We start from the raw sequence: 13,049 nt of genomic DNA, 5'->3' as shown, positions 1-13,049 counted from the left end.
CCGCTTCCCCTTCCAGTTCAAGTCCCGGCTGCCCCCCCTGCTGCTGGGCCTGCGCCTGCGGGGCCGGCGCGCCTGGCCCCTGGCGGTGGCGATCGGCTGGCTGCTGCCAGGGGTGGCGCTGGCCTGGTCCACCCACCAGGACGCCGGCGTGTTCACCTATCTGTGGTGGGCGGTGGGCGGGCTGCTGCTGGTGGCCTGGGGCGTGATGGAGGGCCGCTCCGAGCGGGTGAACCTCGGCGCCGCCCTGATCGCCATCGACGTGCTGGCCTTCTATGTCTCGCAGGTGATGGACAGCCTGGGGCGCTCCGCCAGCCTGATCGGCCTGGGGGTGCTGTTCCTCGGCGGCGGCTGGGGCCTGGAGCTGCTGCGCCGCCGGCTCGTGGCCCGGGCCATCGCCAGGGGGACCCCATGATCCCCGCGCCGGCGCGCGGATTGCTGCTGGCCCTGCTGCAGGGCGGCCTGCTGCTGAGCCTGGGGGGCCAGCTGCTGCTGGATCGGGCCACCCGGCCCCGGGGCTGGATGCTGAGCGAGCCGGTGGATCCCTACCTGCCGATCCGGGGGCGCTACGTGAACCTGGCCCTGCTGGTGCCGGCCCCCGAGGTGCCGGCCGGCCAGTCCAGGCCCTGGTCGGGGGAGCGGCTGGTGCTGCGCAGCGAGGCCGACCGGGTGCGGGCCACCCTGGCCACGGACGCCACCCCGCGCTCCGAGAGCCTGCCGGCGACACCACAGGGCGAACGCTGGCGCCTGGGGCCCTCGGTGGCCTACTTCATCCCGCCCGGGGTGGCCGATCCCTCCCGCCGCCCGGCCGGCGAGCAGCTGTGGGTGGAGGTGACCCTGCCGGCGCAGGGTCCGCCCCGGCCGATCCGGCTGGGGGTGCGGCGGGGCGACGGGCCGATCACCCCCCTGGAGCTGCGCTGAGGTTGGCGCCGCCCGTGTTCATCGCCGCCGAAACCGGCGACGGCGCGCCAGCCCGATCATCCGCTTCACCCAGCTCCTGGTGGTCCTCAGCGGCAGGAAGGCCTCGGCGGTGCTGATGCACCCGGTCGGAGATGGCGAACGGACGGAGCGTCGTGGGAAGCCTGTGGGGATCGGACGTCGCTGCAGAGGCTGTAACTCCGTGCGCAGCAAGGCGGGGAGCCACCACAGCAAGCTGGGGGAGGCGGGCCCCATTGACGCGCTCGATCGCCGCTGGCCTGAGCCCCTGATCGAGCGGGCGGAACACCTCCTGCCCGAAGACGTTCTGCACCACGAACAACAGGACGAAGCCCATCACCGCCGCGATCAGGGGCGTGGTGACCCAGCCGGAGGCGATCCCCACCAGCACCCCCCAGCGGATCTGCCGCACGCCCCGGAGGCCCTGGAGCAGCCCGATGCCGAGCACCGAGCCGATCACGGCCTGCGATCCCGAGACCGGCAGCAGGGGAATCGTCGGCAACCCCCAGCTCGCCAGCAGGCTCTCCAGCGCCGTGGAGGAGAAGATGAACAACACCAGCGAATGGGAGACCACCACCACGAAGGCGGCCAGGGGTGAGAGGGCCAGAAGGCTGTCACCCACCGTCATCATGACGCGGCGCGAATAGGTGTAGACGCCAACGGCCACAGCGATGCCGCCGATCAGAAACAATTGCTCCACCGAGGTCACATTGAACCGCCCCAGGGTCAGGTCACGGAAAGGCGAGGCTTCCACGAAGAAGCCCATCACGTTGCCGATGCCGTTGGCGCCGATGGCGTACGAGCCGAAGATGCCCGCCAGGATCAGGCCGCTGCGGGTGTTGCGATCGAGCGAGAGCAGATGGGGCTTGGTGAGCCGGATCCACTGCACCAGCAGCGTATAGAGCAGCATCGCAAAGATCGCCCCGAGCACCGGCGAGATCACCCAAGTGGCCACGATCCGCCGCAGCGTGCCAAGGTCGGTGGGGGAGCCGCTGAACAGATTCCAGCCAAGGATCGAGCCCACCACCGCCTGGCTGGTGGAGGCCGGCAGCCCCACCTTGCTCATCCAGGCCACCGTGAGCGCGGCCGCCAAGGCGGCGGTGAAGGCCCCCGGCAGAGCGTTGATCGCTCCCAGCTGTCCGAGCCCCTCTGCCGCGCCGGTGCCGCTGGTGACCGCACCGATGATCACGAACACGCTGCAAAGAAAGGCGGCAGTGGAGAAGCGGATCATCCGCGTGGCCACGGCGGTGCCGAATGCATTGGAGGCGTCGTTGGCGCCCATCGACCAGCCGAGGAACAGGCCGCTGGAGAGAAAGATCAGGGTGACGATCAAGGCCATGGTCGAAGCTCCGGCTCAGAGCGAGCGCTTGATCGCGAAGATCGAGAGGCTGTCGCCGATGTTCTCCGCCTTGTCCGCGAGGGCGTCGATCATCGCCGCGGCCTCACGCAGTTGCGTGCGCTGCTCGAAGCTGAGATCGGCGGCAAAGATCCTGCGCTTGATCCGCCAAGCGAGCTTGTCGGTTTCATCCTCGAACACCCGCACCTCGTTGATGTGGTCGCGCACCGCCGCCGGCATGCGGAAAAAGGTGCGAGCCGCCACCACCACGGCCTGCACACTGCGGATCGCCATGTTGGTGAGATCCGCGAAATCCTGACCAAACTCCGGCATTCGCCGCGGCTGGACGATCATCAACTCCTGATAGTTGTCACCCATCTCATCGAGCAGCTCAAACAGGCTACCGAGCAGTCGCAGCACGTCACCACGGGCATCGGGCAGCAGCATCTCGGTGTAGAGCATGGTCACGATCGTGCGGCGCAGTTCACTGCAGCGCCTTTTGATCTCGATGATCTGATTCAGCTTCTCCAGGCAGATGTCCGTGTCTTCATCGTTGGAGAGATAGGCCTTGATCCCCATCTCCACAAGGATGATGCCCTCTGAGATCTGGTCGAGGAATTGATCGATCAGGCCCTCGAGAAATCTGGTTTTTCCGAACAGGGGAGGGGTTTCGTTGGACACCTGCCTCGCTCACGCACCCGTCTGAGCACGGTAACGGGGGCTGCTCCGCTTCAGAACGCGTCCTCAGAATGTTCGCAACCCCTGCAGCCGGCACCCTCCGATCCGATCGCGCGGCGCAGCAGCGATCACCCCGCCTAGCCTCCGCCGATGGCCACCGCCCCGCCCCTGGAGTTCCTGCCCCCCCGCCTGGATGGTCGGGTGCTGGCGCTGGGCCGGATCGTGCTGCCGCTGTGGCTGCGCTGGCGCTGCCGGATCACGGCGGTGGAGGTGGAGGGCATGGCCACGCTGATCGAGGCGATGCGCTCCTTCCAGGCCGGGGAGAGCCGGCTGCTGCTCGCCTTCCGGCACCCGAGCCTCGACGATCCCCTCAGCATGGCCCGGCTGCTCTGGGTGGAGCTGGCCCGGGCGGGCCGGCGCCAAGGCCTGCGCTTCGATCCGGCGCCCACCGGCCAGTTCCTGTTCGACCGCGGCATCCCCCTCTGGGCCGGCGCCACGATGGGGTGGCTGTTCACCCGCCTGGGGGGCGCCTCGATCCAGCGCAGCAAGCTGGATCTGCCCGCCCTGCGCACGGCCCGGCAGCTGCTGCTGGAGGGGCCCCATCCCTTCGCCCTGGCGCCGGAGGGAGCCACCAACGGCCACAACGAGCGCCTCAGCCCCCTGGAGCCCGGCACCGCCCAGCTCGCCTTCTGGACGGCGGCCGACCTGGCGGAGGCCGGTCGCCACGAGCGGATGGACCTGCTGCCGATCGGCCTGCAGTACAGCTTCATCGAACCGGTCTGGGGGGCGATCGAGGGCCTGCTCTGCCGGCTGGAGGAGGGGGCCGGCCTGGCCCCCGATCCCGGCCACGACCTCGACCCCTCCCGTCTCCACACGCGGCTGGTGCGCCTCGGCGAGCGGATGCTCGAGCAGATGGAGGCCTTCTACCGCGACAAGGTGCACCTGGCCCTGCCCGAGCAGCGCGATCCCGACCCCGCCTTCGGGCCCCGGCTGCAGCGGCTGATGGATCTGGCCCTGCGGCGGGTGGAGCAGTCCTTCGGCATGCAGCCCTGCGGCAGCCTCACCGACCGCTGCCGGCGCCTGGAGCAGGCCGGCTGGGATCGGCTCTACCCCGCCAGGCTCCCCGGCAGCGAACCCCCCAGTCCCCTGGCCCGGGCCCTGGCTGACCGGCTGGCGGAGGAGACCGAGGCCCAGCTGTGGCACATGCGCGTGGTGGAGTCCTTCGTGGCGGTGAGCGGCAGCTACGTGCGGGAGCGGCCGAGCCAGGAACGGTTCGCCGACACCCTGCTGCTGCTCTGGGACACCCAGTGCCGGATCCAGGGCCACACCGCCAACCAGCGCCCCCGGCTGGGGCGGCGGCGGGTGCGGATCAGCGTCGACCGACCGATCGTGGTGGACGGGCGCCTCGCCGACTACCGCCAGGATCGGCGCCGGGCGGTGGAGGCGCTCACCAAGGAACTGCAGCGACGGCTGGAGGGGCTGATCGTGCCGTCGCCCCTGGGCTGAGCACTGGCCCGGGGCCTCAGCCGGCGGCGAGACGGGCCACGTAGGCGTCCAGCGTGCCGGCATTGATCCAGCCGGTGGCGATGGTCTTGGTGTGGCTCTGGCTGACGCGGCCCCGGTGCAGGTGGGAGAGACCGGCGGGGAAGATCGCCAGCTTGCCCTTGACGGCCTCCTCGTGGTGGTCCTGCCAGTGGAATTCAGTGCCGCCGTCCGGGACGGTATTGAGGTAGAGGATCCAGGCCAGCACCCGGCGGATCGGCTCGGTGGCCTCGTCGCTGGTGTTCCAGTCGCAGTGCCAGCTGTAGAACCCCTCCCCCGGCGCGTAACGCTGCAGGTTGAAGATCGGGTTGACGAACAGGGAGCGCTCCGGGCAGCAGGTGAGGAACAGGGGACGCTCGGCCAGGTAGCGCTTCAGACCGGCGGAGACGCCGCGCATGATCACGTCCGCCAGTCCCTGGGCCTCGGGATCGGAGCGGTCGATCCACACCAGGCTGATGTCGGTGGAGACCTTGCCGGGATCCCCCGCCGCCCCCGCCGCGCCGGGATCGCCATCGGCCCCGAAGGAGAAGGCGACGCCGCGGTGCTGCAGGTCGGTGCGGCGGTCGAAGAAGGCCATCGCCGCATCGGCCAGGGCCACGTAGCCGGGATCCTCGAAGCTGCCGATCAGCCGCATCCGCGCCCAGATCCACTCGGCCATGGACCTTAGAACGGAGGCCCGGAGTCCACCGCAGGTGTCGTCGGCGTCTTGACGGGGCCCGCAGGATCGGCAGAGTGCCGCCTGACGCCTCCCCCAGACCGTCCTGCCGATGACGCCGTCGCCGCGGACCACCACCTCCCGCCAACGCCTGCTCCGACCTGGCCCTGGGCTGCTTGGCCTGGCCCTGGGGGTCTGGGCCGGCGCCGGCCTGCTGGCGGCGGGCGCCCCCGCCGACGCCGCCCCCTACCGGGTGCGCACCCTGGTGACGGGGCTGGAGAATCCGCGTGGGCTGACGATCGCGCCGAACGGCAACCTGGTGCTCAGCGAGGCGGGCCGGGGCGGCAGCGGGCCGTGCCTGGTCGTCGGCAGCGGCAACACCCTCTGCTACGGCACCACCGGGGCCGTCGGTCTGTTCGACCGCTCCACCAACGTCTATTCCCGGGCCCTCGCCAACCTGCCGTCCCTGGCGGTTCCGGACTTCCCCCCTGACCCAAATGGGATGGGCCCTGCCCCCTTCTCGGAAGGAACGGGCCTGGCGGACCTCACCTTCAACGCCTCGGGCCAGCTGTTCGGCGTCTTCGGCCTCGGCGCCGATCCCAACCTGATTCCCCCCGACAGCAGCCCCCTCTTCGGCAGGACGGTCGCCATCGACCTGGCCGCCGGCAGCCTGACGCCCCTGGCCGACATCGCCGGTTTCGAAGCGAGCCAGAACCCCGATGGCAGCCGGAATCCCGACGGCAGCGAGGATCTCAACAGCAATCCCTTCGCCCTGGTGGTGCGCGGGGACGACACCTACGTCACCGACTCGGGCGGCAACAGCCTGCTCAGGGCCGACGCTGCCAACCAGGTCTCGCTGGTGAACGTGTTCCCGGAGGAGCTCGTCGACACCTCCCACCTGCCGTTCCCCTTCCCGTTTCCCGAAGTCCCGGCCGAAGCGGTGCCCACCGGCATGGCCATCGGCCCCGACGGGGCGCTGTACATCACCCAGCTCTCCGGCTTTCCCTTCGCCCCCGGGAGCGCCGATGTGTTCCGCTACGACTTCATCAACCCGGTGACCAGGTTCGCGGGGGGCTTCAGCAACCTGATCGACATCGCCGCCGGTCCGGATGAGGCGCTCTACCTGCTGCAGTACAGCGATGATTTCTTTGGCCCCCCGTCGGGCCGCGTCCTGAAGCTGGGCCTCGATGGCAGCGTCCGCACGGTCTTCGACGACCTGGTCAGGCCCACGGGCCTGGCCGTCGGCCGCGACGGAACGATCTACGTGGCCAACGACGGCGACGGGGTGAACGGCCAGCTGCTCGCCCTCACCCCTTCGCCGGTGCCCGGCCCCCTGCCCCTGCTGGGTGTCGGCGTCGCCTTCGCCCAGGCCCGGCGTCTGCGGCGCCGCTGCAGGGGCCTCAGCTCCGCCAGGGCACGGCGACCAGCGCCTCCAGCGACTGCCAGCGCCCTCGATCGTCCGTCACCAGGGGGCTGAGGCCCACCGCCTCCAGGGCGGCGGCCACCCTCTCAGGAGTGATGGCCTCCGGAGCGATGGCCTCCTCGGCACCGGCCGCGGGCCCGGCCTCCAGCGGCAGCACCAGCACCTGCTGCTCGGCGGGATCGGCCATCACCCGCAGGTTGAGGTCGGGCAGTTCCCGCTCGAAGTACAGCCGCCGCATCCGGGCCGTGAGCGCCGGACCCAGGGCCGCCGCGAAGGCCTCCAGGGCTCGGGTATCGCCGGAGCAGCCGCAGCTGAGGGCCAGCCAGATCAGCAGCTTGGCCCAGCTCTCCGCCGTCCAAAGGGGCGGGAAGCTCTGCCGGTGCTGGCGCACCAGCTCGGCGATGGCGAAGTCGAACAGGGTGCCCTGCAGGGAGGCCACCGATGGCAGGGGTTCCTGATCCATCCGGCCATCCTGACGGCCAGGCGGCAAACTGCAGGGGCAACGACCGTCCCTGGAGACGCCCGATGGCCCTCGATCTGAACGATCCTGAGCTCGAGTTCGCCGATCTCGTCACCGCCTACCAGAGCTGGGTGATGGCCGTGATCAACGACGAGAAGCTGGGGGGCGACAAACTCCTCACCGACGACATCGCCGACGACGCCCTGAACGCCATGCGCTTCCTGCCGGACGTGGTGACCAGCGCCATCGAGACCACCCTGGCCCGCGTCTACGACGTGGACCCCGACGAGCTGGCCGAACTGCTCTACCCCGAGGACTGAGCGGCGCTCTGGGGGCGGCCGCGGGCAACGCCCCTAACCTCCCCATGTGATCCCCCTCCTCCGCCCCTCCCCCACCCCGCCCGGCCAGGGCAGACGGCGGGTCGCCATCGGAGTCATCGCGGCGGGCCTGGCCCTCCCCCTGGGGGGCTGTCAGAGCAGCCCCCTGCAGCCGATGCTGCGCCCCCTCCAGGGCACCCTCTACATCGCGGTGGGGGTCAGCCAGGACGCCCTGGACACCGAGCTGCAGAAGGAGATCAGGATGCGCACGACCCTGCTCCAGACGAACTTCCGCACCCTCCAGCCCAGGGTGCGGCTGCAGGTGGAGGTCATCCCCGAAGAGAGCCTGCGCAACGAACTCCTCGTCCGCAACCGCACCGGCCTGAGCCCCGACCTGCTGCTGGTGAACGAATCCACCGCCCGGGAGCTGGCCCGGGAGCGGCTCATCAACACCGTGTCCTTTCCGACCGTGGTGCTGGACCAGCTCGATGCGGGTTCGGTGGTGCGGGTGCGGCGCAGGGACGGCACCCTGGCGGGCATCCCCATGGAGCTCCAGCCCCAGGTGGCCTGCTTCGATCGGCGCCGCGTCAGGCGCAGCCCCACCAGCCTCGATGAGCTGCTGGCCTTCAGCGCCAAGGGGATGGAGGTGGGGCTGTCCCTCGATGCGGTCAACCTGGCCTGGACCCTGGGTCCCCTCGGGGCGATCGACGCCTTCAGCGACCTGCTGGCTGGAAAGCCGGCGACCCCGAAGACCCGGCAGGGCCTGCGGGGCTGGCTGGAGTGGCTGCGCATGGCCGACCAGCAGCAGCACCTCACCGTGTACCCCACCGAGACGGAACTGCTCAAGGAGCTGATGGCCGGTGCCCTCGACTGGATTCCGTGCCGCAGCATCAACATCACCCGGCTGCGCTCGCGCCTGGGCGACAACCTCGGTGTCGCCCCCCTGCCGTCGGGGCCGTTCGGTGAAGCCAGCCCGGTCACCCGGGAGCGGGTGATCGCCTTCGGCGTCAACTCCAGTCCGGACCAGCGCCAGCTGGCCCTGGCCCTGGCCCGTTTCGCCATCAGTCCCCTTCACCAGCGGGACATGATCCTGCGCAACCAGTACGTGCTGCCGGTGAACCGGGAGGTGGCACCACCGGTGCGCAGTTCGTCGGTGGTGGCGGCCATGGTGGAGGGCCGGCAGCAGTCGATGGATCGCGCCACGATCCGCCTCGAAGCGAGCAGCAAAGGGCAGCGGGAGGGGTGGCAGGCCCTGCTCACCCGCTACCTGTTCGATGATCTGAGCCAGCCGGCGGCCCTTGAGGCTCTGGTGGAACTCCTCAGTGCCAGGAAGTCCCGATGAACCTGCTGCTGCTGGAGATCGCCGGCTGGTTCGGCTACCTGCAGCGCCTGGAGGTGCGCGTGCAGGTGATCCTGCTGCTGCTCGTCTTCTTCGGCCAGGGGCCGCTGGGCCGCCGACTGGTCCCCCGCTTTCCCCTAGCCGGCCGGCCCTCGGTGATGATCATCGGCCTGCTGGGCCTGCTGTCCCTGGCCCTGGCCCTGGCCGGCCAGCCCTTCGGCCTGGTGCTGCTCGGACTGCTCCTCTACCTGGGCTGGCTGGGTCTGGGGGGGGTGCGTCTGCTGCTGGGCCGGTTCATTCAGCACCAGCAGATGCAGGTGCTGGAGACCCGCCTGATCCGCCCGGCCTACCTCCTGGTCGCCACGCTTCTGGTGATCCGGGTGTTCGACAACCCCCAGGATCTGGCCCTCATCCCCATCGGCCAATGGTTCGGTTCCGAGGTCACCCTGGGCAACTTTCTGCTGGCGGTGCTGATCGTCTACATGCTGGCCATGGGCACCGGGCCACCCGCCCAGGGTGTGGCCTGGCTGGTGCAGCGCTGTGTGGGGATCAGCAACGGCAGTCGCCGGGCCCTGGCCCTGATGATCCGCTATGCGGCGGTGGCCGTCGGCATCGTCTGGGCCCTCGATCACGTGGGCTTCAACCGCACCGCGATCCTGGCGGTCGCCGGAGGGCTTTCGGTGGGCCTGGGTTTCGGCATCAAGGAAGTCTTCTCGAACTTCGTCAGCGGTCTCTGGCTGTTGTTCGAAGGCTCGGTGCGGCCGGGGGAGGTGCTCTTCATCGACGGTGATCCCTGCGAAGTGCGCAGCCTCGGCCTGCGGGCGGCGGTGCTCTGGCGCGACCGGGACAACGCCGAACTGGTGATCCCGAACCAGACCTTCTTCACCAACACCACCGTGACCTACACGGGCACCGACACCCTGCGGCGCAGCCAGGTGCTGGTGAGCGCCGCCTACCACCACGATCCCGACGAGGTCATCACCCTGCTGGAGGCCACGGCCCGCGGCCAGAGCCGGATTCTGGCCACCCCGGCACCGAAGGGCCTGCTGCTCCGTTACGGCGATTCCTCCATCGACTATGCCCTGCGTTTCTGGATCGCCAACCCGATGGATAACGTCTCGATCTGCAGTGAAGTGCAGGCCGCCATCTGGCGGGCCTTCCGGGACCGGCAGATCGAGATCCCCTTCCCCCAGCAGGTGCAGTATCGGGTCGAGGGTCCACCCAGAAGCTGAATCTGGCTCCCCTGGCGATCGCAGCCCCGAGTTGTACAATTGTGATCAATACCCACCGCCATTGCATCATGCTCAAAGGTGCCGATCTGCTCGCCAAGGTGAAGGAGCTTGGCGATGCTTCGAAGTCCGATCTGGTGCGCAGCTGCGGCTACGTGAGCACCAAGAAGGACGGCAACGAGCGCCTGAACTTCACGGCCTTCTACGAAGCCCTTCTCGATGCCAAGGGCATCAACCTCGGCGACGGCGTCGGCAAGGCGGCCACGAAGGCCGGCCGCAAGCTCGGCTATACCGCCAAGGTCCAGTTCAACGGCAATCTGCTGGTGGGCAAGGCCTACACCGCGATGCTGGGCCTCGAGCCGGGCGATGAATTCGAGATCAAGCTCGGACGCAAGGCGATCCGGCTGGTGCCCGTTGGCGGCTCCGACGACGACGAGTGAACCGCAACCGCTGACAGCCGCTCCGTGAAGCTATGTGCGGTTCAGCGCTGTAGCCGTCGCTTCCGTTCTAGACAAAGGGTGCGGGGCGGGGAGATTGATCAACTCCCAAAGCTCCGGCAAAGTAGCCCCCCTCGGGTCATGCTCGAGGGGGGCTACGCGTTTGCAGGCAGGGGCCCTGTGCTTTGGAATGCACACGGCGGGCAGAATCGTCAACCAATTCGCAACCTTCTGTTACGTTGAAGGCTGATGCGTGGTTCGACCCATGCCTTACCCCACCTCCCACCCGGCAGCGGCCCTGCACCCCGGCAGCTTCGTGGCGCTCGGCAGCCGCCAGGGCGGCACCTACCAGGTGATCAGCATCGACGAGGAGAACGACAGTTGCTGGGTGCGTCGCTGGCCCCTCACCCGCCACGGCTCCCCCGCCTTCTCCGCCGCCCTGCCGGATCTGCGCCCCCTGCACCGCCTCCCCCACTGAGCCTGTTTCCCTTCCCCACCACCGGAGCACGCCCATGATCCCGATGGGTTTCGTCATCACCTCACGGCTGTTCTGCCGCGCCGGCCGCCTCGCCCTGCTGGCGGCCTCCCTGGCCCTGGTCGTCGAGGCGCTGGATCTGGCGCTGGCCCATCCGGGATCCTGAGCGCCCGTCCAGGGTGCCCTGGGTACCCTGAGCCGATGGCAGCGACGCACCGGGAACAGCGCCCATGACCGAGGGCATGGCAGCCGCATCAACCCTGGTGGAGCTGCTGCAGCTTCCCTTCATGCAGCGGGCCCTGCTGGGGGGGCTGCTCAGCGGCGCCCTCGGGGGCGTGCTGGGGAGCTTCGCCGTGCTGCGCCAGCTCTCCTTCTTCAGCGACGCCCTGGGCCATTCCGCCCTGCTCGGCATCACCCTCGGCCTGCTGCTGGGCATCGATCCCACCCTGGTGCTGATCCCCTTCGCGGTGCTGTTCGCCCTGATGACGAACCAGCTGGTGCAAGGCAGCAAGCTGCCGGCCGATGCCCTGCTGAACATCGTCTACTCCTCCTCGCTGGCCCTGGCCGTGGTGGCCCTGAGCCTGCTGCGCGTCTACAAGGGCGGCATCCAGCAGCTCCTGTTCGGCGACATCCTGGGCGTCACCTGGCTCGACCTGGCCCTGATCGGGGCCCTGCTCGTCGTCACCGCCGGCTACCTCACCCTCACCCGGCGCGACCAGGTGCTGCTCACCCTTGATGAACCCCTGGCCCGCTCCCGGGGGGTGGCCGTCTCCCTGCACCGACTGGTGTTCCTGGTCCTGCTGGCGGTGGTGGTGGCCATCTCCGTCAAGGCGGTGGGGGTGCTGCTGATCAGCGCCTTCGTGGTCATCCCCGCCTGTGCCTCGCGGCTGGTGAGCCGGCGCTTCGGCACCTACGTAGCCCTCTCCGCTGGACTGGGGGCCAGCGGCGCCGTGCTCGGCCTGCTGGCGTCAGCCGCCTTCGCACTCCCCTCCGGCCCCTGCGTCGTGATCGCCCAGCTGGTGGCCTTCCTGGTCGCCCTGGCGATGGCCCCGCTGCGGGGCCGGGCGGCGACGCCCTGACGGCCGATCCGCCAGGAGGCGATCAGCTGGACGGGTCGAGGTGACCCGTCTTGACCCAGATCAGGCAACCGCGGCTGCTGAAGGGCGCATGGCGACTGCCGGCCGGGTTGCGCAGCCAGGTGCCGGCCGGGTAGGCCCCCTGCTCGTCCTCGAACACCCCCTCGAGCACGAAGATCTCCTCCCCTCCGGGATGGGCGTGGAGGGGGAAGCGGGTGCCGGGTTCCCAGCGCACCAGGGCCACGTGCTCCAGGCCGAAGCCGTGCAGGGGCAAGACGCTCAGGCCGGCCACCAGGCCGGGCACGAAGGTGGCGTGGCCGGTGTCGATCACCACCCGCGCCAGGTCAGCGGCGTCCATCTGGCGCAGCTTCACCAGGATCGTGCAGCCGCCCTCACTGAAGGGGGCATGGGCGGAGCCGACCGGGTTGCGGACGTAGGTGCCGGGGCCGTAGTCGCCGTACTCATCAGAGAAGATGCCCTCGAGCACGAGGAACTCCTCGCCGCCGCCGTGACCATGGGGGGAGAAACGGCTGCCCGGGGCGTAGCGGACGATCGAGGTGGCCCGGGCCACTTCGCCACCATCGCGCTCCAGCAGGCGCCGCTCCACCCCGGCCAGGGGTGAGGGATGCCAGGGCAGGGCCCCGCTGTCGACGACGGCCCTGCGGCCCCGGTCGGCATGGAGCTGGGTGGGGAAGGGGGCGGGGGCCATGGTTCAGAGGGAGCTGGTGAGCAGCATCGGGCCCCTGGGTGCCGGGCTGTTGGGATCGCCTTCGACGCTGACGCTGACGGCGCTGGCCTGGCTGGTGGGGGAGAGGGGGATGGGCATGGCCACCTGACCGCGGGCGTTGGGCACGAAGTGGACACAACCGACGGTCTTTCCGCCCACGGTGGCCCAGAGGCGGTAGGTGCGCTGCGGCGGCAGGGGGGGGAGGTGGCTGAGGGTGAGCAGGTTGTGGCTGCGGTTGCCAGTGACCAGCACCTCACCGACAGCCTTCTGGCCGGGCTGCACGGCCTGCAGCGGCAACAGGCGGGGATCGGCGAGCGGTGCCGGCGCCAACTGCCGCTGCAGACCCGCCAGCTGCTGGCGGGTCTGGTGCAGCTCGCCGGCCAGCACCAGCAGGCCGGCCGCCAGCAGGGAGGGCACCAGCC

The 13,049-nt window shown here is 69.9% G+C and carries 16 protein-coding genes; 10 read left to right on the top strand and 6 right to left on the bottom strand.

Features of this window, described 5'->3' with window-relative positions:
• Positions 1 to 412, top strand: a 412-nt coding sequence (locus VB737_RS02530) for a hypothetical protein (protein ID WP_500310853.1), incomplete at its 5' end; no start/stop codon positions are given.
• Positions 409 to 918: a hypothetical protein gene (locus VB737_RS02525; protein ID WP_500310851.1), complete on the top strand. Its 510-nt coding sequence runs from the start codon at positions 409 to 411 to the stop codon at positions 916 to 918. The genes VB737_RS02530 and VB737_RS02525, both read left to right, overlap by 4 nt.
• Here VB737_RS02525 and VB737_RS02520 read toward each other — a convergent pair.
• Positions 896 to 2,272 (bottom strand): inorganic phosphate transporter, encoded by a 1,377-nt coding sequence (locus tag VB737_RS02520; RefSeq protein ID WP_500310850.1) that lies wholly within the window; start codon positions 2,270 to 2,272, stop codon positions 896 to 898. The two genes, VB737_RS02525 and VB737_RS02520, sit on opposite strands and share 23 nt — an antisense overlap.
• A gap of 15 nt (positions 2,273 to 2,287) precedes the next feature.
• Entirely contained in the window at positions 2,288 to 2,950 is a 663-nt protein-coding gene (locus VB737_RS02515) for a DUF47 domain-containing protein (protein WP_323304021.1), read from the bottom strand.
• A 147-nt stretch (positions 2,951 to 3,097) separates the two neighbouring features.
• Here VB737_RS02515 and VB737_RS02510 point away from each other — a divergent pair, with 147 nt between their 5' ends.
• The gene (locus tag VB737_RS02510; RefSeq protein WP_500310848.1) at positions 3,098 to 4,453 is read left to right on the top strand and encodes a 1-acyl-sn-glycerol-3-phosphate acyltransferase; all 1,356 of its coding nucleotides are present in this window, start codon (positions 3,098 to 3,100) and stop codon (positions 4,451 to 4,453) included.
• Positions 4,454 to 4,469: 16 nt separating this feature from the next.
• Here the strand turns inward: VB737_RS02510 and VB737_RS02505 are convergent, their stop codons facing one another.
• Positions 4,470 to 5,123, bottom strand: a complete 654-nt coding sequence (locus VB737_RS02505) for a 2OG-Fe(II) oxygenase (protein WP_500310855.1) — start codon at positions 5,121 to 5,123, stop codon at positions 4,470 to 4,472.
• A gap of 133 nt (positions 5,124 to 5,256) precedes the next feature.
• Here VB737_RS02505 and VB737_RS02500 point away from each other — a divergent pair, with 133 nt between their 5' ends.
• Positions 5,257 to 6,621 (top strand): ScyD/ScyE family protein, encoded by a 1,365-nt coding sequence (locus tag VB737_RS02500; protein ID WP_500310846.1) that lies wholly within the window; start codon positions 5,257 to 5,259, stop codon positions 6,619 to 6,621.
• Here VB737_RS02500 and VB737_RS02495 read toward each other — a convergent pair.
• Positions 6,545 to 7,030, bottom strand: coding sequence for a protein phosphatase (locus VB737_RS02495; RefSeq protein ID WP_500310844.1), 486 nt, complete (start codon positions 7,028 to 7,030; stop codon positions 6,545 to 6,547). The genes VB737_RS02500 and VB737_RS02495 overlap by 77 nt on opposite strands.
• Positions 7,031 to 7,092: 62 nt before the next feature.
• Between VB737_RS02495 and VB737_RS02490 the strand changes: the two genes are divergently transcribed.
• The 6 genes from VB737_RS02490 (at position 7,093) to VB737_RS02465 (ending at position 11,903) form a co-directional block, all read left to right on the top strand.
• A complete protein-coding gene (locus tag VB737_RS02490; protein ID WP_094585220.1) occupies positions 7,093 to 7,347 on the top strand; it encodes a hypothetical protein in 255 nt (84 codons plus the stop codon).
• A gap of 46 nt (positions 7,348 to 7,393) precedes the next feature.
• Positions 7,394 to 8,686, top strand: coding sequence for an extracellular solute-binding protein (locus VB737_RS02485; protein WP_500310842.1), 1,293 nt, complete (start codon positions 7,394 to 7,396; stop codon positions 8,684 to 8,686).
• Complete coding sequence (locus tag VB737_RS02480; protein ID WP_500310840.1) at positions 8,683 to 9,915, top strand: mechanosensitive ion channel family protein; 1,233 nt, start codon at positions 8,683 to 8,685, stop codon at positions 9,913 to 9,915. Before VB737_RS02485 ends, VB737_RS02480 begins: the two co-directional genes overlap by 4 nt.
• Positions 9,916 to 9,983: 68 nt before the next feature.
• Positions 9,984 to 10,352: an AbrB family transcriptional regulator gene (locus VB737_RS02475; RefSeq protein WP_015110192.1), complete on the top strand. Its 369-nt coding sequence runs from the start codon at positions 9,984 to 9,986 to the stop codon at positions 10,350 to 10,352.
• Between the two features lie 262 nt (positions 10,353 to 10,614).
• Entirely contained in the window at positions 10,615 to 10,827 is a 213-nt protein-coding gene (locus tag VB737_RS02470) for a DUF8657 domain-containing function (protein WP_500310838.1), read from the top strand.
• A 239-nt stretch (positions 10,828 to 11,066) separates the two neighbouring features.
• Complete coding sequence (locus VB737_RS02465) at positions 11,067 to 11,903, top strand: metal ABC transporter permease (RefSeq protein ID WP_500310836.1); 837 nt, start codon at positions 11,067 to 11,069, stop codon at positions 11,901 to 11,903.
• Positions 11,904 to 11,925: 22 nt separating this feature from the next.
• On the opposite strand, the gene VB737_RS02460 is transcribed toward VB737_RS02465, so the two are convergent.
• Positions 11,926 to 12,609 (bottom strand): cupin domain-containing protein, encoded by a 684-nt coding sequence (locus VB737_RS02460; RefSeq protein ID WP_500310834.1) that lies wholly within the window; start codon positions 12,607 to 12,609, stop codon positions 11,926 to 11,928.
• A gap of 3 nt (positions 12,610 to 12,612) precedes the next feature.
• On the bottom strand, positions 12,613 to 13,049 hold a 437-nt coding region (locus VB737_RS02455), incomplete at its 5' end, for an anti-sigma factor (protein ID WP_500310832.1).

It is taken from the genome of Synechococcus sp. BA-120 BA3 (assembly GCF_034931285.1).
Lineage (GTDB): Bacteria > Cyanobacteriota > Cyanobacteriia > PCC-6307 > Cyanobiaceae > Cyanobium.
Note: the sequence above shows the minus strand (reverse complement) of the source record. Positions and strands in the feature narration are given on the sequence as shown.